This window comes from Histidinibacterium lentulum (assembly GCF_003789055.1).
GTDB lineage: Bacteria > Pseudomonadota > Alphaproteobacteria > Rhodobacterales > Rhodobacteraceae > Oceanicola > Oceanicola lentulus.
In genome coordinates, this window is record NZ_ML119094.1 from 68,091 (window position 1) to 91,962 (window position 23,872).

20 protein-coding genes and 1 pseudogene are annotated in these 23,872 nt (G+C 62.4%); 11 read left to right on the forward strand and 10 right to left on the reverse strand.

The window, feature by feature from the left end; translation table 11 throughout:
* Window positions 1–13: 13 nt before the first annotated feature.
* The 8 genes from EAT49_RS20270 to EAT49_RS20305 all read left to right on the forward strand — a co-directional run bounded on the left by EAT49_RS20270 (window position 14) and on the right by EAT49_RS20305 (window position 9,365).
* Window positions 14–673, forward strand: a complete 660-nt coding sequence (locus EAT49_RS20270; protein WP_246003928.1) for a VirB8 family type IV secretion system protein — start codon at window positions 14–16, stop codon at window positions 671–673.
* A complete protein-coding gene (locus EAT49_RS20275) occupies window positions 670–1,383 on the forward strand; it encodes a TrbG/VirB9 family P-type conjugative transfer protein (protein WP_123644128.1) in 714 nt (237 codons plus the stop codon). The genes EAT49_RS20270 and EAT49_RS20275 overlap by 4 nt, the downstream gene beginning before the upstream one ends.
* Window positions 1,380–2,705 (forward strand): TraB/TrbI/VirB10 family type IV secretion system protein, encoded by a 1,326-nt coding sequence (locus EAT49_RS20280; RefSeq protein ID WP_123644129.1) that lies wholly within the window; start codon window positions 1,380–1,382, stop codon window positions 2,703–2,705. Before EAT49_RS20275 ends, EAT49_RS20280 begins: the two co-directional genes overlap by 4 nt.
* A gap of 1 nt (window position 2,706) precedes the next feature.
* Entirely contained in the window at window positions 2,707–3,741 is a 1,035-nt protein-coding gene (locus EAT49_RS20285) for an ATPase, T2SS/T4P/T4SS family (protein ID WP_123644130.1), read from the forward strand.
* A 21-nt stretch (window positions 3,742–3,762) separates the two neighbouring features.
* Window positions 3,763–4,182 (forward strand): hypothetical protein, encoded by a 420-nt coding sequence (locus EAT49_RS20290; RefSeq protein WP_123644131.1) that lies wholly within the window; start codon window positions 3,763–3,765, stop codon window positions 4,180–4,182.
* A complete protein-coding gene (locus tag EAT49_RS20295; RefSeq protein ID WP_123644132.1) occupies window positions 4,182–5,207 on the forward strand; it encodes a TrbL/VirB6 family protein in 1,026 nt (341 codons plus the stop codon). The genes EAT49_RS20290 and EAT49_RS20295 overlap by 1 nt, the downstream gene beginning before the upstream one ends.
* 301 nt (window positions 5,208–5,508) lie before the next feature.
* Entirely contained in the window at window positions 5,509–7,497 is a 1,989-nt protein-coding gene (locus EAT49_RS20300) for an ATP-dependent nuclease (RefSeq protein WP_123644133.1), read from the forward strand.
* Window positions 7,497–9,365 carry a UvrD-helicase domain-containing protein gene (locus tag EAT49_RS20305; RefSeq protein WP_123644134.1) on the forward strand — a complete coding sequence of 623 codons (1,869 nt, stop codon included), beginning with the start codon at window positions 7,497–7,499 and terminating at the stop codon, window positions 9,363–9,365. The genes EAT49_RS20300 and EAT49_RS20305 overlap by 1 nt, the downstream gene beginning before the upstream one ends.
* Window positions 9,366–9,469: 104 nt before the next feature.
* Here the strand turns inward: EAT49_RS20305 and EAT49_RS20310 are convergent, their stop codons facing one another.
* From EAT49_RS20310 to EAT49_RS20320, 3 genes are read right to left on the reverse strand one after another with little or no spacing between them, the layout of a single operon-like run.
* On the reverse strand, window positions 9,470–11,452 hold the full coding sequence (locus tag EAT49_RS20310) for a type IV secretory system conjugative DNA transfer family protein (protein WP_123644135.1): 1,983 nt from the start codon (window positions 11,450–11,452) through the stop codon (window positions 9,470–9,472).
* Window positions 11,445–13,796 carry a relaxase/mobilization nuclease domain-containing protein gene (locus EAT49_RS20315; RefSeq protein WP_123644136.1) on the reverse strand — a complete coding sequence of 784 codons (2,352 nt, stop codon included), beginning with the start codon at window positions 13,794–13,796 and terminating at the stop codon, window positions 11,445–11,447. Before EAT49_RS20315 ends, EAT49_RS20310 begins: the two co-directional genes overlap by 8 nt.
* Window positions 13,783–14,385 (reverse strand): helix-turn-helix domain-containing protein, encoded by a 603-nt coding sequence (locus EAT49_RS20320; protein WP_123644137.1) that lies wholly within the window; start codon window positions 14,383–14,385, stop codon window positions 13,783–13,785. The genes EAT49_RS20315 and EAT49_RS20320 overlap by 14 nt, the downstream gene beginning before the upstream one ends.
* Window positions 14,386–14,946: 561 nt before the next feature.
* On the opposite strand from EAT49_RS20320, the gene EAT49_RS20325 reads away from it, so the two are divergent.
* From EAT49_RS20325 to EAT49_RS21365, 3 genes are all read left to right on the forward strand, one after another.
* Window positions 14,947–15,666 carry a ParA family protein gene (locus EAT49_RS20325; RefSeq protein ID WP_123644138.1) on the forward strand — a complete coding sequence of 240 codons (720 nt, stop codon included), beginning with the start codon at window positions 14,947–14,949 and terminating at the stop codon, window positions 15,664–15,666.
* Window positions 15,667–15,913: 247 nt separating this feature from the next.
* Window positions 15,914–16,333, forward strand: coding sequence for a hypothetical protein (locus tag EAT49_RS21640; protein WP_246003929.1), 420 nt, complete (start codon window positions 15,914–15,916; stop codon window positions 16,331–16,333).
* A gap of 151 nt (window positions 16,334–16,484) precedes the next feature.
* Window positions 16,485–16,655 carry a hypothetical protein gene (locus tag EAT49_RS21365; protein WP_157903864.1) on the forward strand — a complete coding sequence of 57 codons (171 nt, stop codon included), beginning with the start codon at window positions 16,485–16,487 and terminating at the stop codon, window positions 16,653–16,655.
* A 348-nt stretch (window positions 16,656–17,003) separates the two neighbouring features.
* Here EAT49_RS21365 and EAT49_RS20335 read toward each other — a convergent pair whose 3' ends face one another.
* The 7 genes and pseudogenes from EAT49_RS20335 to EAT49_RS20370 form a co-directional block, all read right to left on the reverse strand.
* Entirely contained in the window at window positions 17,004–18,032 is a 1,029-nt protein-coding gene (locus EAT49_RS20335; protein ID WP_123644140.1) for a hypothetical protein, read from the reverse strand.
* 253 nt (window positions 18,033–18,285) lie between these two features.
* Window positions 18,286–19,179, reverse strand: a complete 894-nt coding sequence (locus EAT49_RS20340; protein ID WP_123644141.1) for an abortive infection family protein — start codon at window positions 19,177–19,179, stop codon at window positions 18,286–18,288.
* A gap of 508 nt (window positions 19,180–19,687) precedes the next feature.
* A complete protein-coding gene (locus EAT49_RS20350) occupies window positions 19,688–20,881 on the reverse strand; it encodes a GIY-YIG nuclease family protein (protein WP_123644143.1) in 1,194 nt (397 codons plus the stop codon).
* Complete coding sequence (locus tag EAT49_RS20355) at window positions 20,874–22,922, reverse strand: pseudomurein-binding repeat-containing protein (protein ID WP_123644144.1); 2,049 nt, start codon at window positions 22,920–22,922, stop codon at window positions 20,874–20,876. Before EAT49_RS20355 ends, EAT49_RS20350 begins: the two co-directional genes overlap by 8 nt.
* Window positions 22,919–23,335, reverse strand: coding sequence for a hypothetical protein (locus tag EAT49_RS20360; protein ID WP_123644145.1), 417 nt, complete (start codon window positions 23,333–23,335; stop codon window positions 22,919–22,921). Before EAT49_RS20360 ends, EAT49_RS20355 begins: the two co-directional genes overlap by 4 nt.
* Window positions 23,332–23,775: pseudogene (locus EAT49_RS21845) on the reverse strand (type IIL restriction-modification enzyme MmeI); the annotation flags it as partial. The pseudogene EAT49_RS21845 and the gene EAT49_RS20360, both read right to left, overlap by 4 nt.
* Window positions 23,776–23,872, reverse strand: a 97-nt coding sequence (locus tag EAT49_RS20370; protein WP_148078744.1) for a transposase domain-containing protein, incomplete at its 5' end; no start/stop codon positions are given.

The window sequence follows — 23,872 nt, forward strand, 5'->3', positions numbered from 1 at the left end:
CAAGGCACCGGACATGACGCCAGGCATTAGCACGCGCGAACTCGTTGAGGAGGAACTGATCCACGGCGCACTGCGCCGGGAGCAGCTCTGGCGGATGATCGGTCTTGGCGGAGCGGGCTTCGGGGTCTTCGGCTGCCTTGCGGCTGCGGCCGTCGCCCTGATGGTTGAGACGCCGCCGCCCGTCGTTGTGCCCTATGATCCCGCGACGGGTCTCGCCCTGCCGAACGCCACGGTGGAAACGGTCTCGCTTGCCGAGCGGCCCGCCATCATCGAGGCGCAGATCTACCGCTATATCCTTGACCGCGAAGCCTACAACCAGCTCGACAACGATCTGCGTGTGCGCCGGGTACTGGCGCAATCCACCGGTGCGGCCGAGGCCAGCATGAGGGCCATGTGGACCTCGGGGCAGGAGAGCTATCCGCCGACCCGCTACGGCCCTGCGGCCGAAATGGCCGTCGAGATCGCCTCGATCACGCTGATCGGCGAGAACCGCGCGCAGGTGCGCCTCAGAAAGCGCCTGACCAGCCCGCAGGGCGCGCAGGACGGATCCTTCACAGCAACATTGATGTTCGCTTTTCAGCCCGAACGGACCCGCTCGATCGACGATGTCTGGCAGAACCCTTTCGGCTTCACCGTCACCCAATATGCCATCCGATCGGACCGATCCGAATGACCTCTGTTCCAGTTCTCACATCCGTTCACGCCCTTCTCGTCGCTGGCGCCCTCGTGCTCTCCGCACCCGCAGCCTTTGCCGAGACCACGCCGCGCCCCGGTCCCCATGACAACCGCGTCCGGGTTGCCACCTGGACCGAGGGGCAGGTTTACCGGATCGTCACCACCCTGACCCGGGTTACCACCGTCGAGTTCGGTGAAGGCGAGACCATCCGCTCGATCATCGCGGGCGACACGGTGGGCTTCCAGTTCGACGGCGTGCCGGGCGGACGCGCCTTCGCAATCAAGCCTGCGGCCTCGGGCGTTGCGACCAACATCACCGTCTACACGAACCGGCGCTCCTACTACTTCCACGTGGTCGAGGCGCGCGAGACCCCGCATTACGTCGTGCAGTTCCGCTATCCCGAGAGCCGCGTTCAACCGGCCCGGGCTGTCGCGGCCGACGCGCCGAATGCCAACTACGCTGTCAGCGCCCGGGAGGAGTTCACGCCGACCGCCATCTGGGATGATGGCACCTTCACCTATTTCCGCTTCGCGCGGAACGCGCCGGTCCCGGCGATCTTCCGCTATGCCAATGGCGGCGAGCGAGCGGTGAACAGCACCGCGCTTGAGGACGGTGTGATCCGTGTCTCGGGCGTGAACCGCCAATGGGTGCTGCGCCTCGGCGAAGACGAGGTCTGTGTTCAGGATATGGGTGGGCCCACGTCATGAGCCAGGACACCGAAGACCTCGCCGCGCGCCTTGCAGCTCTTGAAGCGACAGGCGACAAGAAGCGCGCTGCCGCTCGGCCCTCCCCGCTGGCCGCCATACTCGGCGTGGCCGGGATCGTTGCTGTGGGCGGTCTGGCCTGGGCCACCCTCCAACCATCGCCGGAAGCGCCCCTACCGACCGCAGCCCCCGAAGAGTTCCAGACCGCAGGATCGGGCTTCGGTGACCTCGTGCCCATGCCCGTCGTCGAGCCTGCCCCGCCGCCCCCGGCTGAGACCGGTCCCTCCGAGTCGGAACTGGCGCTGATGGAAAGCCTCGCCACGCTGCGCGCGGAACTCGAAGACCTGCGCGCGCGGCCCGTCGAGGCGTCTGAAAGCGGCGCAGAGCAAGCCATCGCCGATCTCACGGCACAAATCGCGGCGCTGCAGGAGGCCTCGTCTGAGGCGCAGCGCGCGCTCGAGCGACAGTTGACCGAACGCGACCGCGAGCTTGACCAGTTGCGCATGGACCTTGAGGTCGCGCGGCTGACCCCGCCTGCGCCGACAGACCTCGGGCCGAACGAGGAGGTGCTGCGGCTTGCAGAACTCGAGCGCCGCCGCATCGCGGAGGCCGAGGCGCGGGCCGAACGTATCGCGTCGCCCATGATCGCGTTTTCCGGGATGGGGGCAGGGACCGACCGGGAGAACAGCCTCGAGGCGGCGCGCCTGAATGAGGATGAAGCCTTCGTGCGGGCAGGCGCAACGCTCGCCCCGGTAACGCGGGCCGAAGTGATCGTGAACCCCGGCAACACCGTCGTGCAAGGCACGATAATTCAAGCCGTGACCGAGACGGCGCTCGACAGCACGCTGCCTGGTGCAATCCGCGCCATCGTCTCCGAGGACGTCCATTCCTTCGACGGCACGCGCGTCCTGATCCCGCGCGGCGCGCGCCTTGTCGGGCGTTACCGCTCCGATGTGGCGCTCGCGCAGTCGCGGGTCATGGTGGCCTGGGACCGCATAATCCTGCCCGACAATCAGACCGTGGAAATCAGTGCCTTTGGTGGCGACGAGCTTGGCCGCACCGGCACTACCGGCTTTGTCGACACCCGCTTTGCGCAGCGCTTCGGCTCGGCCGCGCTGATCTCGCTGATCGGGGCCTTGCCCGCAGCAGCCGCCGGACAAATCGAGGATGAGGCCGCGGCCGACATCGCGAGCGACGTCGGCACGGACCTGCGCGACAGCACCCAAAGCGTCATGCAGGACTATCTGGCAATCCGGCCCGTAATTCATGTCGATCAGGGCACGCGGATCACCGTCATGGTCGACCGCGATCTGGAGATTTTCTGACATGGCGGCGAGCTATCTCGAAGCCTCGCTCGACCGGCTGGGCGTGCCTGTAAAACGGGACGACACGATCGAGATCTGCATCAACCCCGACGGGCAGGTCTGGGGCGAGTTCCAGGGCGATCACTTCATGCGAGGTCTTGGCAGCCCGCTGAGCCAGACCGAGATCAAGGACCTCGGCAACCAGATCGCCTCGGCCGCATCGACCACGCTCAGCACCAAGAAACCCATCGTCTCGGTTTCGATCCTCTACCGGGATCGTCCGATCCGGGCGCAGGTCATCCAACCTCCCGCCGTCGAAGGCGGGTTCTCGATCTCGCTGCGGTTCTTCTCCTCGCTGCCGCTGAAGGCCATCAAACTTGGCTTCCTCTATGGCAAGGAGCGCAGCCTCGAGGGCCTGCGTCGCGAACGAAACGCCGCGCTGCGCGATGTGGTGGCCTCCGGCGACATCGACGCCGCCCTGCGGTTCTGCGTCGAAAACAAGCTCAACATGATCGTCTCGGGGGGCACCTCGACCGGCAAGACGGTCGCGGCGCGCAAGATCCTCTCGCTGATCGCACCCGAGGAACGGATCATCACCATCGAGGAGGCAGCCGAGTTGCGCCCCGAACAGCCGAATGCCGTAACGCTGATTGCGGACCGGGACACCGAGGCCCGCAGCGCCGATGTGCTTCTGGCTTCGACCCTGCGCATGAGGCCCGACAGGATCGTTTTGGGCGAGGTCCGCGGCCGCGAGGCCATGACCTTCCTCGAGGCGATCAACACCGGGCATGGCGGCTCGCTCACCACCTTGCATGCGGAGACCCCGCAACTCGCCGTCCGCCGCCTCGCCATCGCGGCGCTCAAGACCGATGTGCCGATGACCTATGCCGACATGGTTGACTACATCGAAGGCTCCATCGACGTGATCATCCAGGCCGGTCGCCACGACGGTGCTCGCGGCATTACCGAGTTCTTCCTGCCGGCGCAGGCACAACACCCAGACCAGAACACGGGCCCAACCGGGGGAGCAGAGAACCCCGCGGTCGCGGCCGAATGAAGACCCGAAAGGAACCCCCCCATGCGCAAGATCACCCTCGCCGCAGTTGTCACCCTGTTGGCCGCACCCCTCGCGGCCCAGACCTCGCCTCCGGTCACGAACGATCTCACCGTGACCATCGCGCCCCAGCAGTACCGGATCTGCAACGACCGGCCCGCACGGCCGGTCTGGATGGACGAGATCCACCCGCGCGAGGCCTACAAGGCGCTGACGTTGATGCGACTTTACGAGTTGCGGTCGTGGGAGGCGATCAAGGCAACTGGTGAATGCGGTTGTGATGTCCGCTTCCCGTCATGGGATGCGGCCTCGGCCGAGTACGAGGAACGGTTCGCGACCAACATTCAAGCAGAGCACACTCAGATCCAATTGGCCCTCCGCAACGAACAGAACCAGATCGCCCGCGACGTCCAGGATATCTGCGAAGCGCAAGGTAACTGGTAATGAGCATCGTCAGCTGGATGGTCGGAACGGCCGATGGCTTCCTTGCCGATGCGGCCGAGTCCCAGTTCGGGACTGTGGCCAGCAATACCGGCACGATCGTCCTGCTGATGGTCACGCTCTCGCTGATCGGCGTCTGCATCAACATGGCCTTCCAGATCCGCAGCATGGATGGGGCCAGCTTCTTCTGGTACCTGATCAAGCTGACGCTGATAGGGCTTTTCGCCTTCAACTGGGCCAACTTCAACGCGGTCGCCAATGCCGTGATCGGCGGGCTCGATTACATCGCCGGGGCCCTAATCTCCTCGGTTGGCGGCGGCGGGGCAGGGGCCACCTACTTCGCGGGCGAATTCGACCGGCTGATCACAGAGTTCAGCCAATACCTGAACGCGATCGGCAACAACCTGAACTGGATGACGGGCGCGATCCTCGGCGGCATCGGCCTCGTGCTCTTGAGCCTCCTTGGCTTCATGACCGGCATCGTCCTCATCTTCGCCAAGATGATGCTGACACTCATGCTCGGCCTCGCGCCGATCATGATCGCCCTGTCGCTCTTCGATGCAACGAAGGATTTCTTCCACAGATGGGTCTCAACCACGATCAGCTATGCCTTCTACCCCATTGTCATCGCCGCCATGTTCTCGACCGTCGTCGGCATGGCGAATTCGCTGCTGGCCCAGCTCGGTGACCCAAACTCGGCCACCAACATCGGTTCACTGGTGCCGTTTTTTGTGATGGTCTTCCTGGCCAAGGGCTTCGTTGCGGCAACGCCCCTCATCGTTCGGGGGATCTCTGGAAACCTGATGGTGGCTGCGGCACCCGCTGTGGTCGCGGGATCGACCGGGATCATGCGGGGGATCTTCAATACCGACGGCGTCAAGGGCAGGGCGCGGATCGGCGCGCTGACGACAGGCGAAGCGATCGGACGAGGGGCTGTACAAGCCCCGGCCGCCGTGCGGAGCGCAGCGGCAACGGCAAGCGCGCAGGTGGTCAGGATGGCTGAGAGAGCGAAGCGGTTGGGTCGGTGAAACCTAATGCGCCGCCGCCATGATGCCTTCTCGTTGATGCGAAGGGCGGGAAGCAGTCGTTCGCTGCGAAGATGATCAACGGCCGATCTAATGCCTAAGGGCCTACAGGTAATTGGCCAAATTTCACCGGTGGTCACCAAAGATTGGGCGGCCGACAGAGTTGTTTGGGGCGCGATCTTCGGGTTGCAACCACGCAGCGAGACGTAAAGAGTTCCGCTTGCCGACGAGGAGTTGTGGGATAGCCCATATTTCACGACCTGCCTTGGCCGTGCAGAAAGATTCTTCGCAGTGGAGCCCACCCATGAAGATTGAGAGTGTTGCTGTGCGCAATTTTCGCTGCTTCGGTCCCGAGTGGATGGTAGTCAGCCTGCAAGAGCAGGTAACAGCCTTCGTTGGAGGGAACGGATCAGGCAAGACAGCGCTCTTCCAGGCGCTCTCCCGTCTCTTTGGCGTGACGAGAACGGACAGGACCGTCACCAAGAAAGACTTCCATATCGCGCATGACGAAGAGGAGCTGCCGGACGGGCGGGCTCTGGAGATTGAGTGTGTGCTCGGCTTCCCGGAGCTGGACGAAGAAGAGGACGAAGACGCCCCCTCCGTCCCCGACTTTTTCAATCACATGGCTGCCTCGGGCCCCGATGAACCGCTAAAGGCGCGCATCCGGCTTGTCGCCAGATGGGTCGAAGACGGCACGCCAGACGGGACCGTCGAAGAAGACGTCAGATGGATTACGACGCTCGGAGACGAATTCGACTGGGAGACCCTTCCGAAAGTCTCCGCCGTGGATCGCGCGAGTATTCAGGTCGTCTACGTTCCCGCCCTTCGAAACGCCGCCGACCGTGTCACCGAGCTTCTGAAAGGACGCCTGTGGCGAGCGGCGCTCTGGTCGGCTGATCTTGGCGCTCGCGCGACTGAAGGGGCCGAGCTTATCCAGAACCAATTCGATCAGGAGGCCCCGTCCAACTTCATCATTGAGCGTCTGACGCACAGATGGCAGCAGGTCTATGAAGGTGACACAGACTCGACCCCCAATCTTCGGCTGATCGAGAGCAGGATCGAAGAGCTTGTACGGCGGGCTGAATTCGTGTTCCACCCTGACGAGGCCGGTCGAAATCGAGTCCTTGCCGATCTCAGTGACGGCCAACGCTCACTTTTCCACATCGCTCTGACGGCCGCGACGCTCGAAACCGAACAGGCGGCACTTGCGCTCGTTGCGGCAGAAAGCCCGTTCGATCAGGAAAAACTCCGACGCACGCATCTGACCATTCTCGCGATTGAGGAGCCTGAGAACAGCCTTTCCCCGTTCTTCCTGTCCCGGATCGTGACGCAGGCGCGGGAGATCGGCGAAATGAGCACAGCGCAGGCGCTCATTTCAAGCCATAGCGCGAGCATCCTCTCCCGCATCGAGGCGGACGAAGTCCGCTATTTCCGGCTCGACCGGCAGACGCGCCGCGCCTTCGTCAGGCTGCTGACTTTGCCTAAAGACGATGCCGAAGCCAGCGCCTATGTGCGCCTCGCAGTCCGCTCCTACCCCGAGCTATATTTTGCGCGGTTCGTGATCCTGGCGGAGGGGGACTCGGAGCGAGTCGTTCTGCCCCGGTTAGCCGAAGCAAGAGGCGTTCCGCTTGACCCGTCATTCGTGCCGATCGTACCTTTGGGCGGTCGCTATGTCTCGCACTTCTGGAGACTGCTCACCGATCTCGGCATCCCTCACGCGACACTGCTCGACTTCGATCTTGGCCGCGCCCATGGCGGAGCCAAAATGATCCGAACGGCGTTCGCGGCTCTCGAAGAGGTGGATCGCGACCTGACTGCAAATCCCCTCGTTATTGATGGCACCATCAGTCTCGACGATCTCGAAGATTTGGATGACGAAGATGTTCTGGAGGATTGGGCGGAAAATGACTGGCTTCAGGCTCTCAGACATGAAGCCGTCTTCTTTTCCGACCCCATCGACTTGGATTTCGCGATGCTTGAGGCGTTTTCTGCGGCGTACCAGCACCCCAATCCGGGTGGACGAGGCCCCAGGACGACAGCGGAGGCGATTGTCGAGAAAAAAAGGGTGGTCCTGAAAACCAACGGGAATCCCGACATCTACGACGGCGAGCAATGGAACGATAGCTTTGCCTGGTATCCATATCTTTTCCTCAGCCGCAGCAAACCGGAGACCCATCTCGCCGCGCTGAGCAGGATCGCTCGTCGAAACCTCGCCCGGCGCGCGCCCCCGGAACTGCGCGCCCTGATCGATCATGTCAGAGACGTTCTCTCTCCCGAGCCGGATGAAGACTGATGCCCGTCGCGCCGGAAGATTGGCGACCACAGGGCGTCGATGACCTTGAACCGCGAGCCTGGGACGCTCTTCGAGAGACCGCGCAGAGCGTTTGCGTTACCGCCGGTGCCGGAGCGGGCAAGACCGAATTTCTGGCGCAGAAGGCCGCTTATCTCCTGCAGACAGGTCTTTGTGCAGCACCAAAGCGCATCCTTGCGATCAGTTTCAAACGTGATGCCGCTCAAAACCTTGCCGCGCGGGTTCGCCAGCGCTGCCCTGCGGACCAGGCCCGCAGATTTCAGTCGATGACGTTCGATGCATTTACGAAGCACATGCTGGATCATTTCCGCCTTGCGATCCCCGATGCCTACCGACCGCCTGCAGACTACAGCATCGCTTTTCCCTCAAGGCAGGACGTAGAGCTCTTCCTGCGAAGACACGGCCGTCCGGACGTTAGTGCGGACCGGTTTGAGCGAGCGGTCGCCCGCACACCGCTGCCGCTTGAAGAAACCGTTGAAAATCCACGTGCGAGAGAGCTGCTTCGGGCCTACTGGGATGACCAGTATGCCATGCCGGACGGCGCACTTGTTTCATTTGCGATGATCAACCGCGTCGTTGAGTACATGCTTCGCGCGAATCCCAGGATCAAGCGCGCTTTGCGCCTCACATATCCCTTTGTCTTTCTCGATGAATTCCAGGACACAACCTACGCGCAATATAGCCTCGTGGATGCTGCGTTCAGCGAAAGCGATGCTGTCTTTACCGCAGTCGGCGACGACAAGCAGAAGATTATGGGTTGGGCGGGCGCAATGGATAACGCGTTCGACGAATTCACCGCCGACTTCAATGCCGTTCGCCATGCGTTACTCAGGAACTGGAGATCTCACGGGACGCTTGTTGCCATCCAACATGTCATCGCACGGCAGATCGATCCCGATGTCGAGGAGGTTGAGGCGCGCGGCGAGCTGGCGGTCGAGGGGGATACGGCGGCCATCTGGCGGTTCGACAGCCGCGAGCAGGAAGCTGAGCAGATAGCGCGATGGATCAGGAGCGAAGTCGATGATGGCCGCATCGCCCCACACGATATTGCCATCCTCGTGCGCATGCGGGCAAACAACGTTGAAGACGAGCTTGCGCCCGCTCTCCGTGCCTACGACCTCACGCTGCGAAATCTTGCCAGAAACGTTGGCGAAATCGCCATTCAGGATTTGTTAGCCGAGCCCCTGACCGAAGTTCTCCTCCCGCTCTTGCGGCTGGGTGCAAGCGTCCGCGACCCCGATGCTTGGAACGCGACGCAGGAACGCCTGCAAACGTTGGCGGGCACCGGTCCCGAAGATGAGGCCGGGCAGGAGCGCTTGCAGCGCGAGATCGGAGAGTTCTCCAGGAACTTTCAACAGACGATGCGTGACGAGCCACCTGATCCGGCAGTGGCCGACCGGTTGTTCGCGCAGGCTCTGGACTTCGCCGGGGTCGAGCGTCTGCGTCAGGCCTATCCCGAATATCGACGCGACGCCGATTTTCAGCGAGTGCGCAACGGCTTTCAGGTTCTTTTTCGGGAATGCGTCGAGAACGCAGCGGACTGGAGTGGCGTTCTTGATCACTTCGAAGGCAAGGACCAGGTCCCGCTCATGACAATCCATAAGAGCAAGGGCCTCGAATTCCACACCATGATCTTTTTCGGTCTCGATGCCAAGACATGGTGGAGCCTGTCGCCGGAGCGCGGCGAAGAGCTAAATTCATTCTTCGTCGCGTTTACTCGAGCGAGGCAGCGGGCGTTCTTCGCTTACTGCTCCGAGCGGGGCAATGCTATCGACTGGCTGGAACAGCTTCTCCTGCCTGCAGGTGTGGAGCAGATTGACGGAGCCAATATTGTCGCTGCCGACAGGTAATGACGGCAGGTTCTGGGGTTGGTAAGCCAGTTTCGTAACGGACGTGGTAGAGTGCTTGAAGCGGGCGTCGACTCAGGGATGGCTGAACGGCGGCTTTGGGCCGATCACGTATACCCCGCGATGATGGCCCGAGTCGTCTGCACAGCCGCCGCAAGTTGGGTCCTGTCTGCCTCCTTGAGCCCCAGTCCAACCAGATCGAACGACAATCGACCGGACCCACCGCCACCCGCCGCAGCGCGTGCTGCTCGGCCGCGCGCCCGACCTGATGGCGCTGGCTGCGGATCCTGCGTCTCCGTTGCAGGTGGCTCAACAGTCATCGACGAGGGCGCGGTCCCAGACCCCTGCGCTCCCGCAGCAGCCCTAACCGCCTGCAGTTCCTGCTTCAACTTCTCCACTGTCTCGCGCGTCTCGGTCATCTGCCTATCCCGCCGCAGTCCGTCTTCATCTGGGTACGGGAGACTCCCCGCCTGACCCGCATGCAGCGCCTTCAGCGCTGGGTCTTCGAAATACTTGATCCGCCGCGCCCGGATCGGCATCTGCGCGTCGATGACAAGGATCACCTCATCGAGGTCCATTCGGCGGGCTTGGTCCTCGGTCAAGAGCGGCGTGTCCTCTGTCCGCTCAGATACACTGCGCCCTTCGAACGGGTTGCGCCCGACCGCACGCGACCGGGTCACCACGCGCTTTGTCGTCTTCCCCACAGCCTGGCTCAGTTCCTCGATCGTCTTCTGCTCGGAAGGTGTGAGGTAGAGCTTCACGCCCGCGCCGCCCTGCAACGACCGGCGGGTGTTCTCGCCATAGATCTCGTCCAGCGCGGGGATCGTCTGAGTGACGATGGCGAGGTTGCCGCCAAAGGAGCGCAGCGTCTTGATGCTCTCGGCCACGATCGGCATTTTCCCGAGGCGGTCGAATTCATCGAGCATGATCATCACCGGCCAGGGTTCATCGTCGCCCGGCTCCTGCGCCTGCAGGGAGGCGATGAGGTCCGAGAAGAAGAGCCTGATCAGCGGGGCCAGGGGGCGGATCATCTCGGACTCGACCACGAGATAGATCGCGTGAGGGCGACGCCGTATGTCCCGGAAGGAGAAGTCCGAGGTCGCGGTGGCTGCGTCGATGGCACGGTTGTCCCAGGTGTCGAGACCCGAGGTCATCAAAAGCGACAGGTAGGAGGTCAGGGTGTCGTTGTTGGTCGAGGCCATGCGCTCGAAGATCAGCTTGGCCGACCTGTTCTTCACCTCATGCGCGCGCTTCAGGTACTCCTTCTGCTTGTCGCCACCCGAGGCGGTGATGCGGTAAATCTCGCCGATGGTCGGCACGCCGCGCTCGAAAGCCAGAAGGCCGGCCGCCACAAAGAGATCGATGCCGCCTGCCAGGAGGCCGCTCAGCTTTTCGTTGTCGGTCTGCAGGAAGAGCTTGGCGGTGAGCTTCAGCTCCATCTGCTGCCGGTCAGGGTTGGTCATGGCGGCGATGCGCGCCAGCGGGTTATAGCGATGCGTCGGGCGGTCCCAGTCGGTCGGTGCGAACCGGAACACTTTGTCGCCCATGCCGGCACGGAAGCGCGAGGTCTCCCGGAAGTTCTCGCCCTTCACGTCAAGCACCACGGCCGAGCCTTTGTAGGTGAGCAGGTTCGGGATCACGAAACCCACCCCCTTGCCCCGACCCGTGGGCGCCACGATCAGCGCATGCGGGAAGGTTTTTGACACAAGGAAGGGGCGTCGTGATTTCGGGGGGCCGAGCTTACCGAGAAGGAAGCCGCCGCCCGGCTTGGCGAAGAAGCCGTTGCGCTTCATCTCGCCACGGGTCTGCCAATGCGTGGTGCCGAAGCGCGTAAGCGCATCGCCGAGAAGCGTGACGCTCAGCATCAGCGCGGCGATGCCGAAGCCTGCGAGGATCAGATTTACCCAGAGGAAGTCCCGCGGTGCGCTGGTGCCGAGGGCTCGGTACTCGCGCGCAAGCAGGGTGACGTCGAAGGCGTTCGTCGACAGGCCATAGCGGATGGTCAGGTAGCCCGTAGCCACGGCATAGCCGATGGCGAGGCCAACCAGCGTCAGGCTCAGGATCCCGCCCGCGATCTTCCCCTTATCCATGGGTGATCCCCTTCTCGCAATGCGCTGCGGCATGGCGCGCGCGCTGCGCCTCGATCTGCTCCTCGGCCAAAGCATCCAGCACCCGCTCCATAGCGGGGCCATGGGCAGTCACCTCGCTGCTTTCGAGATAGGCCTTCGCGAGTTCCAGCTGCCGCAGCGGATGCTCGGTGAATTTCTCCAGCACATCGGCGTGGCCCGCGCGCAGCGCGGTCACCGCGTTCGGCGTGAGGTTACGGTCGATCTGGGCGACGAGGCGCTGCCCATCCGTCTCGCTGAGCGGTTTCACGTCCTCGGCCTCTGCCCGCTGCAGGAAGGTCATCACATCAGGGGCGGTCTCGGCCATGAAGCGCCGTTCGGCGTAGTCCTGTCGCGCCTGATCCTCGATGTCGAAGCTCCGCTCGCTGATATAGGCGCGTGATGCCCCCATGGCACGCAGGCGGTTTATTTCCTCCTGCACCGCCGCCCCGAACTCCTCGTCCGGCATCTCGGCGCGGTAACGCGCCAGGATGCGGTCGTCTTCGGTGATCGGCCCGAGATGCTGCATGGGATCGCGCAGCGCGAGGTCCATGTCCCCGGCATGGAGCGTGCGGTCCTTTTCGTCGACGGCGAACTCCTGCGGCTTGCGGCTGTCAGTAATCTTGTCCCACGCCATCGAGGCCAGTTCGGCATGATCGGGCGACCGCTGCGCGAAGGCGTTGAAGGCGGCGCGGGCCTCTTCGACCTCGACGGCACCGGCTCGGCGCACGGAAGGGTCGTCCGAGAAGGGGTGGTCGAAGTCTGTCCGGCGGAATTGGGCGACGAGCTCCTGGAAATCCCGGCGCTCGGACGGGGCGAAAATGTCCGGCTCGCCCGCCGTGCGCTCGCGCTCCGGCAGCGTCACCCGTTCCGCCAAGGCAACCGGGTCACCTTCGGTCTCATCCACATCATCGATGGCCCGCAGAATGCGCGCATCGGTAAGGGTGTCGCCCAGACGGACATGGACGGCTTCCAACCGGTCCAGTGCTTCCTCGCGGTCCTCGCCCTTCTCCAGATCGAGATCGCCCGCCTTGGCGATGGCGCGCAGATCCTGCGCCAACCATTGCCTTTCGAGAGCGGCATTGCCTGCACCCTCGCGCATGCGGGCAGCAACTGCCTCGGGATCGATGCCCGTGCCCTGCAGCGCCTCGCTGAGACGCGCCTTCACCGCATCATCGTCGAGCCGCCCCAGCTGGTCCTCGCGCATGTTGGCCCGCGCATAGACGCCGCCTCGGGATGGTGCATCGAGGAGCGTGGCCGAGCGGTCCCCGAGCGGATTGAGATGCGCGACCGATGCCAGCACATCGGTGAGCTTACGCTCGATCTCCGGTCGCGCGGCCGCGGGCGCCCGGTCGATCGCCGCCTCGATCTGACGGATGTTCTGGGAAAACTCAGTGATCAGCGTGTCGAACGCTGTTTCGTCTTGGGACATGTAGATGGCTCCGTCAGATTGGATCTGACCGCCACTGGCAAGGATGGTGCTGGCCCGCTCGAGCGCCTCGGCGACGTCGTCGAAGTTCGACCGGGACGCCTCAGCCGCCAGGCCGCGATAGGTCAGCGCATTGCGCGCCACCGTTTCCAGGGCTGCGGCCAGATCGGCCCCCGTGCGCTGGCGCTCGACCGGCGGGCGGCCCTCGTCACGGGCCTTGTAGACCTCGTCGATCTCGGCGCGGTAGGTCGTGACCCCCCGGTCAAGACGCCGTGTCGCCTCGAGCCGGATCCCGTGGACCTGCGCCGCCTCGACCATCGCCACCCGGAAGGCGTCGTAGTTGAAGTGGTGATCCTTCCTGAGAAAGAACATTTCGCCATCCTTGCTGCGGCGGTTCAGAACGATATGCGCATGTGGATGCGCGCGATCTTGGTGTATTGCAGCAATATAGTCGAATTGCGACCCCTCACCTTGAAAGAACTTCTCGCAGACGGATTCCGTGATCGCGTGGACCTCCTCGCCGCTCGTGCCGACGGGAAAAGCCATCAGAAGATGCGAGGTATGGCCGAGTTTCGGACTGTGCCGCTCGCCCCATTGGTTCTCGAAGCGCCGCACGACCCGGTCGATCTCGGCCTCGGTTAGGGTCTTCTTACCATCATGGGTGCCGCGACTGTCGAGGATGTGGCTCGACTTGGTGGTGAGATAGGTCAGCTGGGCCTTGAGCTGGGCGCCCGTGTGGCACCCTCCCTTGGAGATAGGCTTGAAGATGGCAGGCGAGTAGCCGCGCGCCGCCCGAACCATCTGCGCCTTCTTCGCAAGCCCCTGCCAACTGCCTGAGACCCGGCTCCAGTCGCGATCGAAGAGGGCGGGCCCGACGCCGCGCGCCTCACTCCGCGCCATGCTCGGCCACCTGCGCCGCTTCCTGCCGCACCAGACCGGCGAGGGCCTTGGTGACCTCGAGGTCCAGTTCGCGACGCCGCGCGCGGAACATCTCCTGGATCTGGTCGGCCATGTCGAAAACGAGCACCGCAAGGTCACGGATCTCAGCATGACTGGCGGGGGTATAGGGCAGCCGCTCCCCTTTGAGCTTTGCCTCGTTCAGGCGGCGCGCGACCTGGTTGACGTTATTGCCGACCCGGTTCAGCGCCGCGCTCATCCCTTTCAGCTCATCCGTCATGCCCTCATCCGGGCGCAGGAGATCGTCGGCGGCCAGCATCAGGCAGCGCATGGCGTCTGACCGGTGGGCAATGCCGCGCCGCGCGAGAGCCGCATCGAAGCCGCGAAGGTCGCGGTCGGTGACGCGCATGGTCAGCACGCGGGTGCGACTATCGTTCGCCGAGGCGGCGGAACGGCCCCGGCTCAGCACGTTGTAGACGGTCTTGGGCGAGACCTTCAGCGTCGCACTGATCGCACTGACCGAGACGCCTTTCGCCCGTTCCCGGACGATCTGACGGCGCTCCTGATCGGTCAGTCTGCGACTGCTGCTCATGTGAAGTATACGTTCCTATTTCTTGCCAACTTCGTACAAGCCCGCCTTCTCCCAGCACAAGCGGAGAAGGCACCAAGGGCTTGTACTCAATGTAGAAAATCGGCCAGACAGGCCGATTTGACGTCCTTTGGCAAATGCAGCGCGCAACGCGCTCAATGCAACGCGTCCCGCGTTCCCTGCACCGCGCATCGCGTCCTTTGGAGGGCGTTTTGCGCGCCCTGCAGCACGTCTTCTGGCGAGTGCCCGATGCCATGTGCCGCCTGCATCGCGCGTGGTGCCGGATGGCACACGTCCTGTGCGGGATGCGTCGCGTTTTCTGCAACACGGACAATGGGCCATGTCGAAAGTCGCACGTCATCTGGGGCCTGCATCGCGCAGACCGGATAACGTCGGGCGCCGCGTGCAGCGTGTCGTCCGCCCCCCGCGCGATGCACCATGCGCCCCGCGTTCCGCCTGAGGCAGCCCGTATCCCGTCTTCTGCTTGACGCCGTCACGCGCAGGAGTTAGCGACGCGCAAACATCTTTGCTGCGTTTCACCATTATTGCGAGAGGTCCGCACCCATGCCGAACGACAATCTCGTGGTGATCGCTGCGATGGCCCGGAAGGGAGGGAGTGGCAAGACCACGCTCTCGCGCGCCCTTATCAGCGCTGCCGTTGCCGCTGGCCGTCGCGTCCTTCTGATCGATACCGACAGCACCGGCGTGCTCGGCACCTGGCACAAGCGGGCTGAAGCCGCGGGGCTGGGATCGCCGCTCCTGCGTTCGGCGACCGTCGAAAGCGTGGGGGCCGTGGATCGCAGGATTGAGCAGGTCTATGATGCGGACTCGGCGGATTTCATCTTCATCGATACCGCGGGCGTCGGGGCCGAGTGGTCGGACGGGATCGCCGTTCTGGCCGATCACATCGTGACACCGGTCATGCTCTCGACCTCGGATCTCGATGTCGGTGCACAGACGGCCGACTGGTTCGAGAAACTCCGCGCCCGCGTCGATGACCCCGACAGCCTGCCCCGCCACCACGTGGTCCTGAACATGGTGGACCCGAAGACCACCCGTGCCGATGCTGTGCTCATCGAAGCGGCGATCGCGCGGTTCCCGGTGGTCGAGACCGTGATGATGCGCCGGAACGTCTACAAGGAGATGGACGAGAAGGGCCTCCTGCACGCTGTGGCGCTGCAGAAACAGGCCGATCCGAACCCCCTCATGCGCCCCCATGTGCGCCATGTGGTCGAGGCGCTCGAAGAGGCGACTGACATCCTCAACAACATCCTCGCGGCGTGAGGATGGGGCGGTGAGGAAGAAGATCCCGACAATCACGCGGCCCGACCCGGCTTATGCCGCATCCCTGCGGCCAGAGGTGGTAGAAGACCCGGGAAGGGAAGAGGTGCGGCTCGCGGAGGTGATGCCAGAACCTGCGAGTGTGGAACCAGCGCCAATGGGAGATGACGTCGCCGAGCGTCCAAGCAAAGCGCCTACGTCCGCGTCTCAGCCCAGCCAGGAGACGGGCGCGAGGACGGCGCCTGCGGTCATGGTATCTCCCACCCGCCCGCGAAGCAGTCCGGAGACGCGCAAGATCGACATCCGGGTGAATGCACTGGAACGGCAAGAGGAAGCCCTGATCGACTGCGGCGTCGATCCCGCACATGTCATCCGCGCCGCCATGCGCCGCGCGGTCAAGAACTGGGAGCTCGGGTCCGAGTTCGTCCCACCGTCTGAAGAGCAGCGGACACGGATCACCGAATGGCGCGCACGCACCTCGCTGGCGGTCGATGCCCCTGCGTTGACCGCCCTCCTGCGCGCCCACGACCCGCTCGACGTGCTCAGCAAATGGACCCTGATCCGCGGGCAGTTGGAGCCCCGTGTTTGGGCAGAGATCGACATACTTCTGGACGAGATCGCCGTTCGCGCTGCAGCGCAGAATGCAGAAAAGGTTACGCCAGAAACCTGACTATAAAGACAACTTGTCCTTTTGTCGGTGGGTTCTTGCCGAGGCCGCCGAGTTCATCTTGCAGTTGCAGAAACCCATCCCTAAGACGTTCAAAACGATATTGCGGCCTCGTTGTTAACAAGTCCTGAGGTCAGTTTGAGAGGAGCACATCGTGACCACTTTTCCGCGGCTTACGGCCGAACCGATCATGCGCATCCTCTGCAAGAAGACCGACACGCTGGTGGGCTACCTGTACCAATGGAACAATGGCGACCTGCAGCCTGCCTGGCTCAATGATGCCATGCCCGACGTGCGCTACGAGCCGATGGTCGAGGCCGCCTGACAGGCATGATCTGACTGCGGGCCAGGCAATCAAGGGCGGTGCGGAGTGCCGGTCGCACAGCAGGCCATGCCGAATTCTGCGCGTCATGAGTTATAGACTGGGCTTCTATAACTCATGCGTTGGGACGGGACCCGTTCCGACCGGCCCAATTTCTTTTCTTTCAGTCCCCCGTCCAACCTACCGAGCCACAGTACTGCGGCTCCTTTGAAGGCGTAGCTTTTGCGGCGAGGGATCAAAGAGGCAACGGAACGATCATCCGTGAACGCACGCGCACGGTTCTCGGAGCGGCAAGGGCAGACTGGAGGCCGGTGGCCTTCTCATGTGGTGGCGCCGCGCCTCTGCCAGTATTTACGGTGAAGACATCTGCCCTGAACGGGCACTGCTTGCATCATCCCGAAGACCCGCAACGAGCCTCTCGACAAGCTCTACGGCCTCGGTGACGCCTTCGGCGCGAAGTACAAGCCGCTGGCCGGGCCGATAGCGGGTGTCACCGCTCTTGGCAATATACTCCTCATCGACAAGCCCCTGTCGGTGGGCAAGCAGATGGCGCTGCTGGAACGCCCGCGCGAGTTGGTCGAAGGAAGGGGCGTCGAGATGGGCACCATAGCCCTGCCCCGTCGCATGCTGCCAAAGGGTACTGCCCTCTGCAAGGTTCTGGAATGCGTTCCGCCTTGCCTTCGGCGGAGCGGGAAGCTCCACAAAAAGAGCTTCGACCACACGCTGAAAGGCGGTGACAGCGTTTTGCAAGCCGTTTTCGATCACGACGCGCACGGTGGTTTCGGCGGTGTCCCGATCCGGCATTGCGGCGCGCACCTGGTCGAGCGCGCCAAGGGTGGCCTTGATCCCTGCAATGGTCTGCTCGAAGACCTGCTCGGCAGCGCTATGCCCGCAGGCGGGGCAGAAATACGCAGCCCCGATCACTGCGTAGCGGCAGGCACAGGACGGACAGGTGATCTTCAGCGCCATCGGGTCGGTGGCGGCTGGGGGCAGCATGACATGCTGCGGCCGGGAATCCACTTTCATCGTCATCGAAATAAAGCCGCCGCGCGGCCTGCTCCGGTTGAACCGGGCGGAATCGGCTTTGAGCGCCTTGCTGAACTGTGCTTTGAACTGCGCGATGGCAGCGGTCTTGGCGTGCTCGACCTGCTGCTGCGTCCACCAACGGTCGCTGTGATCGGTATGGCCGCAGGCGGGACAGTGAAGCCGCTCTGCTTCCTTGGCCTTATGCCAATCTTCGCTGAGCATCTTGAACTGGAAAAGGCATTCATCCGATGGGCATTCACGGTCAAAGTAGCCTTCCTCGTCGTCCTCAATGAGGACCGGGACTTGGCCGCCGCCATCGAGGCTCCGCAAAAATCGTTGTGTCTCTTCAAACATCTCGCAACCTCAGAACATCTTGTAGCGTACCGTTCGCTCCAACCTAAATATAGCATGTTGGCAGGGCAACTTGGAGTCTTCCATTGGCACGGCGCTCTCCTCCGTGCCGGGAAGGGCGTAAAGAGGCGGCCTATTCGGTCGCCATCACTTGGGGCTCAGTTGGGACACAAGCGCGGGGACATTCAGCCGCCTTCAAAAACGAGGAAGAAAAGACCGGCCAAAACCGGTGCTACTGACAGGATGAAACTGGCCGTTACCCTGCTGGATCGTCGACTTTTGGAAGCGGGCGGGCAGGAAATTTCCGTTGCCAGGTTTCGATGAGGAAGAGAGCGGCCGTACTCGCGGCATGGATCGACAAACGGGCAATCCGCGCGTCAATACGGGCATAGCCCTTCTCGCGGCCGTGGGCGTCCCCGCCATGGGTGCGAAGAGCCCCTACCCCACCGATGACCGTGGCTAGGCCGGAAAGGATTTGTCGCACATCATTCGCGATCAAGGGGTCGATGTCGGAGCGGTCAGGGGACAGACCAAGCGGCTGCTTCACGGCATTGTAGAGCCCCTGTACGTCCTTCTTGGCAGGGAGCGGTAACCCCAGCTCGATGAGGATCGACCGGCACACGCTCTCGACCGTGCTGCACGCGGCGGTGACGGCATCCTCGGGGTCGGTCTGGCTACTGGCGAGGGCGCGGTCCAGATCGCGGCTCACCGTGTCGAAGTCGATCACCTCGGACAGCCCGGCAAGCTCCGCCAGGACAGGGACATTCTTGCCCGCCTCGACAAGCCGCATCCGCCCGCCCTGCTGCTGAACCTCGAAGCCGTCGAAGCGCAGCGCGCGGTTAAGATGATCGAGCACGGCGATATGGCGCTCGGGCTCATGGATAAAGTCGCGGGGGTCAGCGGCAGCCTCGATGATCCTCGGGAGCGCTTGATCGGCTTCGAAGCCATTGTTGAGATTGATAAGGCACTGCACCAATGACGGCACGCGGGAGCCATTCACCGTGAAGGCCACATTGCAGGCGCGCATGAATTTCTCGATCTTCGGCCCGCTGCGATAGATCCCTATGGGAGGCGTCGTGTCATTGCCCCCACCGCCGCTGATAATGTCGGCGATGGCGTCAATGCTCTGGGGCGATAGCGGGAAGGGCATGGCTATAGGTGATCCTTCGCCCAAAGAAGCGCATTGAAGGCGGCAAGCTTTGCATCGCTTTCAGTTGAATATGCCTTCCTGCCAATCTGAGCGGCTCCCGATGCCCTTCTCAGGACACGCACTGACCATCCGGCGCCTGCCCGATACACCGTAAGATTGAACCCGTCTGTGTTGATGTAAAGGTTGCCTTGTCTGGATGTGCGCCATTTTCGAGAAGGCCATGCAGCACGGCGGCGTGCGGAATTTCTGAGACGCTTCTCCCGCTCCCGGGGCCGCTTGTAGTCCTCTTCCATGTGCTCAGCACAAACACAGCCGACTTGAAGCGAACCGGGATAGTCTGGATGCTCCATGATATGAGCATACCGGATTTCGGCGCTTTCACACATCTCGCAGAGTTGGCTGGGCTCTTCCAAGTCTTCGACCCCGACACAGGTCCAGCCTTTTTTCGGGACGCCTGCCTCTGACCATTTCCCTCGACGCGTGTGACTGTCCCGATCCATCGCCCAACCTACCCCGAAATCCGTTTGAGTTCGGCTGCGTGGGGATCGTAGCGATAGCTGGTTATTGTGCCGTCCCTGATCTTCTCCACAGCATCGTTTATGACAAAGAGGGGTACGAGGAACCATTCTCTTGGGACCACAGGCCGGCCAAAGCGATCCATGATCTCGATTTCGAGCCGTGCGGGTTCGAAAATGCGGTGGATCAGGTTTTCCAGCTTGGACCGGTTGATGTTGTAGAGGTCGTATGTCGCAATCACCTCGACATTCGCCATCAAGAATGTCGGTTGCAAATGCGCGCCGGCGATCCGCTTTTCGACGCTCATATTGGTGACGCCGATCTTGTGCACCAGTTCCCGGTTTTCTGTGACGAGCGGATGATCTGACTTGCTACGAAGCACATAGATGATCCCGCTCGCCTCATCGCCATCGATTGTCTGATCCGAAAAAAGTGGGCCTGCCGATGGGTCAGTGATCCGGCGTCCGGCGTCGTCCTTGTTCAACGCGCGCTGGAGCGAGCGCATCAGCATGTTGCTCTCGGTGCCATTGTCAAAAATGACCCGAAGGCGAGCATCCGTACGACCTTGCTCGTTCGTGATGGTCTCACCCTTTTCAGCAACATAGGCTTTCTGACCGCCGACGATGAAAAAGCGGCCCTTCTCGATCTCCGCTTTCATCTCGAAAGGGCGCGTTTCGCGCAAACCGGTGTCCAGTTCCTTTTGGACCATCTCGAACAATGGCTTGAACTTTGAGAAATCTTCGCATTTTTCACGGTTGGCGACCTCGTCGGCGGCCTTTTTCTCAGCGGTAGAGCGGACATGCTTCAATTCGGTAAGTGGGGATGCATCAACCGCCACACCCAGTTCCGCCAGAAGCGCGTCATCATCGAGCTCATCCGTGTCCGTCGCTACGAGCATCGGGCCCTCTGACAGAAGTTCGTGTTTGTCAAAGGGCGCGACGAGATCGCGGCATTCCTGTAAGTTGCGGATCCGATCGAGGCGCACTGCATAGAGACGTTCGAAGATATCGCGGTCTTCACCGTGCTGTGGCGGGCGACCGAATTCATCGACAAACCGAAGGATCTCTTCAAAGCCTGCGATGATGCGTTCTTCGCGCGGTGTGCGGCTGAGCTGCTTCTTGACCTCGACCTCGACGCCAAGCTCTGCAAGCAGGGCATCATCTTCGTCGGTGAAACCCTTAGCCATTGGCAGCCTCCTGCTTCATACGGGCGAGATAGGCCACGCCTTCGGCCATTTTCTTCTCCCATGGATCAGGCGATGTGATGGAAGGCAGACGGCCCCGCTCCTGCTTGAACTTCACAGCGCGCTTCGCCAGATCGCGCGCCTCATCCGGTGACAGCTGCACCTTCTTCGCCGAGATCACGGCCTGAACCTGCCGAAGGCTCTCCTCGCTCATCGTCTTTGCCAGGATCGAATAGGCTTCGCCGAAAGGGTTGATCCGGTCGATCAAGTCGATGTCCAGCTCACGCACATCCATCGCGAATTTGCGCACCCCGTCGATCAGCGCGGTGTTTCCCGTAGTCTGCATGTCATCGCCGCTCGACAGAGCGATCTCCTTCGCCTTCTGGGTCAGGTTCAGCGCAGCCACCGCATGCTGGCGCACGGCTTCCTGATCCTCGGCGTTGAGCTCCGGGAACTTTGCTCCGACGATCTTGCCCATGCGAACCTGCGTGAGTTCCTCAGGCACCAACTCCTCATCGAAGAGCCCGCGTTCGATCGTGGTCTTGTCTTGAACGAAAGCGGTGATCACCTCGTTGAGGTCTTCCTGGCAGATGCGCTTGGCTTCCTTGCTCTTGGGTTCGACCAGGCCCTTGATCTCGATCTGGAACTGCCCGCTGGCCTCGTTGAAGCCGACATTTTCCTTGTTGGGATCATAGCCGCCCTCGCCGTAATCGAACCCTTCTAGAGGGCCGCTTTTCGCGGTCTTGGGCGTGAAGTTGAAACGCGGGGCCAACACCTGCTCCATCAGCAGGCTCGCAGCGATCGCTTTCAGCGTGTCGTTGACCGCCTCGGTCACGGCCTCGGCCGCGGCGTCCGGTTCAGCGATCAGGTTGGTGAAACGCGCACGCGTCTTGCCCTCGGCATCGCGGGTGGCGCGGCCGATGATCTGCACGATTTCCGTCAGGCTGGCGCGATAACCGACTGTCAGGGCGTGTTCGCACCAGATCCAGTCGAACCCTTCCTTCGCCATCCCCAGGGCGATGATGATGTCGACATGGTCGCGGTTGTTCTTTTGCGCCGGGTCCTTCAGAGCGGCGGATACCTTGTCACGCTTGGCGGGCTCATCATCCACCAGATCGGCGATGCGCAGCACCCGCCCCACGGGCGTCTTGACCAGCTGAAACCCGGTGGCGGGGTCGGTTCCTTGCCAGTCACCCAAGGCGTCGATGATGTGCTCGACCTCGCGGTGCTTGTCCTTGGTGCTCTCGCGCGAGTTCACGTTCGGGATGTGCAGGATCGTCTTCTCAGTCGGGTCCAGCACCTTGAGGATGTCGTCCGCATAGGACCCGGAATAGAAGAAATACCCGATGTCGAGCGACTTCAGGTATTTGTAGCCATTCAGCTGCTCGTAATAGGTATAGGTGACTGTGTCGAACCGCGCCTCGTCCTCGGGCGACAGAACGGCCTCGGCATCACCGCGGAAGTACGATCCGGTCATCGCCACCAGATGCACCTTGTCGCGGGCGACCAGCGCGCCCAGATGCGTGCCCAGCTTGTTGTCGGGGTTGGCCGAGACGTGGTGGAATTCGTCCACCGCGATCAATCGATCGTCGAAGACCTCGATCCCGAACTTGTCGACGGCGAAGCGGAAGGTCGCGTGGGTGCAGACCAGCACCTTGTCGTCGCTCGCCAGGAACTTGCCCACGGCGCCGACCTTGCCGTCATCGCCACCGGGCGCATTGCAGAGGTTCCATTGCGGCTGAACCGTCCAGTCGGCCCAGAAGCCATGTTTGCTGAGCGGTTCGTCATTGAAGCTGGACCCGATGGACTTTTCCGGCACCACGACGATGGCCTGACGCAGGCCCTGATTGTGCAGCTTGTCGAGCGCGATGAACATCAGCGCGCGGCTCTTGCCCGAGGCGGGTGGCGACTTGATCAGCAGGTATTGCTCGCCCCGCTTTTCATAGGCGCGCTCCTGCATCGCGCGCATGCCCAGCTCGTTCGACTTGGTCGAGCTGCCGTTGGCGGCGTATTTGACGGAGACGGAGGGAACACCTTTGGTCATTGCGAAATCCTGTACTCGTTCAAATAGCTGATGGCCCAGGCCGGCGGGCTTGGCCAACTACGAAAGCCCTTCTGATGCCAGGTGACGCTGTCCGCGCCGATCTTGTCATTCGCTTCCATGAAGCCGACCAGGGCATCGTGATCATAGAGATAGAGATCGTCGCCATGAAGAAAGGCGATGTGAATGCCCTTACCCGAGTATTTCCGGTCGATGACAAGCCGGCCCTTGAGCTGAACCTTCAGAAAGGTTTCGCCGTCGATATGCACGGCGATGAAATCCGCGCCCTGCCAGTCATCGGTCAGGCGGATGCTGTTGAAGCCGTAATCGGCCAGCCGCCCGGCAACCTTCTGGAAGTTGTAGTTCTCTTTCTGCCGTGAGTTGAGATCGGCATAGGCAACGCGCTGCAGCTTCATGCGCTCACCTTGGTCGTCATCTTCGTGTACATCTCGAACAGTTTTTCCAGCCGTTCGGTGTCGTTGCGGAAGCGGCGGCCGATGTAGATGCGTTCCAGAACCTCGTCGTTGTGGTCATGCGCGGCGCGGAGGTTGGCGGGCATTTTCTCGGGATCGTAGAGGTCGGCGATGGTGGCGGGAAAATGCGCCTCGCGGGCCAGAAGGATGCCTTCCGCTGCCGCTGTCAGGTCGGCGCGGTTCTTTTCGGTCAGCTTGGGGACGGGGAAGGTGTTCCAGCCTGAGTTGCTTGCATACCGGATCCGAGTCTCAAGCTTACCGCATACGGCACGCACCCATACCAAGTGAAGTCTCGAGCTCAGCACGGAAAAGTCCGTCATTTCTGGATCATAGATTGCATGAGCAAGATGTGTGTAAGCGGCGTCTGCTGCCCACGAGGCGTTTCAGCTTGACGGCTTGAAGTTCCAGGGCAGCAGATCGTCGATGGCGGACTGAGGGTGACCGTTGGCGATCGCTTCGAGCGTGGCCTTGAGATACGCG

Bases quoted from the DNA above. Each gene is read 5' to 3' on its own strand.
- EAT49_RS20325 (WP_123644138.1), top strand. From the start codon at position 14,947: ATGCCGAACGACAATCTCGTGGTGATCGCTGCGATGGCCCGGAAGGGA.
- EAT49_RS20335 (WP_123644140.1), bottom strand. From the start codon at position 18,032: ATGTTTGAAGAGACACAACGATTTTTGCGGAGCCTCGATGGCGGCGGC.
- EAT49_RS20285 (WP_123644130.1), top strand. From the start codon at position 2,707: ATGGCGGCGAGCTATCTCGAAGCCTCGCTCGACCGGCTGGGCGTGCCT.
- EAT49_RS20350 (WP_123644143.1), bottom strand. From the start codon at position 20,881: ATGGCTAAGGGTTTCACCGACGAAGATGATGCCCTGCTTGCAGAGCTT.
- EAT49_RS20270 (WP_246003928.1), top strand. From the start codon at position 14: ATGACGCCAGGCATTAGCACGCGCGAACTCGTTGAGGAGGAACTGATC.
- EAT49_RS20275 (WP_123644128.1), top strand. From the start codon at position 670: ATGACCTCTGTTCCAGTTCTCACATCCGTTCACGCCCTTCTCGTCGCT.
- EAT49_RS20280 (WP_123644129.1), top strand. From the start codon at position 1,380: ATGAGCCAGGACACCGAAGACCTCGCCGCGCGCCTTGCAGCTCTTGAA.
- EAT49_RS20360 (WP_123644145.1), bottom strand. From the start codon at position 23,335: ATGAAGCTGCAGCGCGTTGCCTATGCCGATCTCAACTCACGGCAGAAA.
- EAT49_RS20290 (WP_123644131.1), top strand. From the start codon at position 3,763: ATGCGCAAGATCACCCTCGCCGCAGTTGTCACCCTGTTGGCCGCACCC.
- EAT49_RS20355 (WP_123644144.1), bottom strand. From the start codon at position 22,922: ATGACCAAAGGTGTTCCCTCCGTCTCCGTCAAATACGCCGCCAACGGC.
- EAT49_RS20315 (WP_123644136.1), bottom strand. From the start codon at position 13,796: ATGGCGCGGAGTGAGGCGCGCGGCGTCGGGCCCGCCCTCTTCGATCGC.
- EAT49_RS21640 (WP_246003929.1), top strand. From the start codon at position 15,914: ATGGTATCTCCCACCCGCCCGCGAAGCAGTCCGGAGACGCGCAAGATC.
- EAT49_RS20295 (WP_123644132.1), top strand. From the start codon at position 4,182: ATGAGCATCGTCAGCTGGATGGTCGGAACGGCCGATGGCTTCCTTGCC.
- EAT49_RS20310 (WP_123644135.1), bottom strand. From the start codon at position 11,452: ATGGATAAGGGGAAGATCGCGGGCGGGATCCTGAGCCTGACGCTGGTT.
- EAT49_RS20320 (WP_123644137.1), bottom strand. From the start codon at position 14,385: ATGAGCAGCAGTCGCAGACTGACCGATCAGGAGCGCCGTCAGATCGTC.
- EAT49_RS20300 (WP_123644133.1), top strand. From the start codon at position 5,509: ATGAAGATTGAGAGTGTTGCTGTGCGCAATTTTCGCTGCTTCGGTCCC.
- EAT49_RS20340 (WP_123644141.1), bottom strand. From the start codon at position 19,179: ATGCCCTTCCCGCTATCGCCCCAGAGCATTGACGCCATCGCCGACATT.
- EAT49_RS20305 (WP_123644134.1), top strand. From the start codon at position 7,497: ATGCCCGTCGCGCCGGAAGATTGGCGACCACAGGGCGTCGATGACCTT.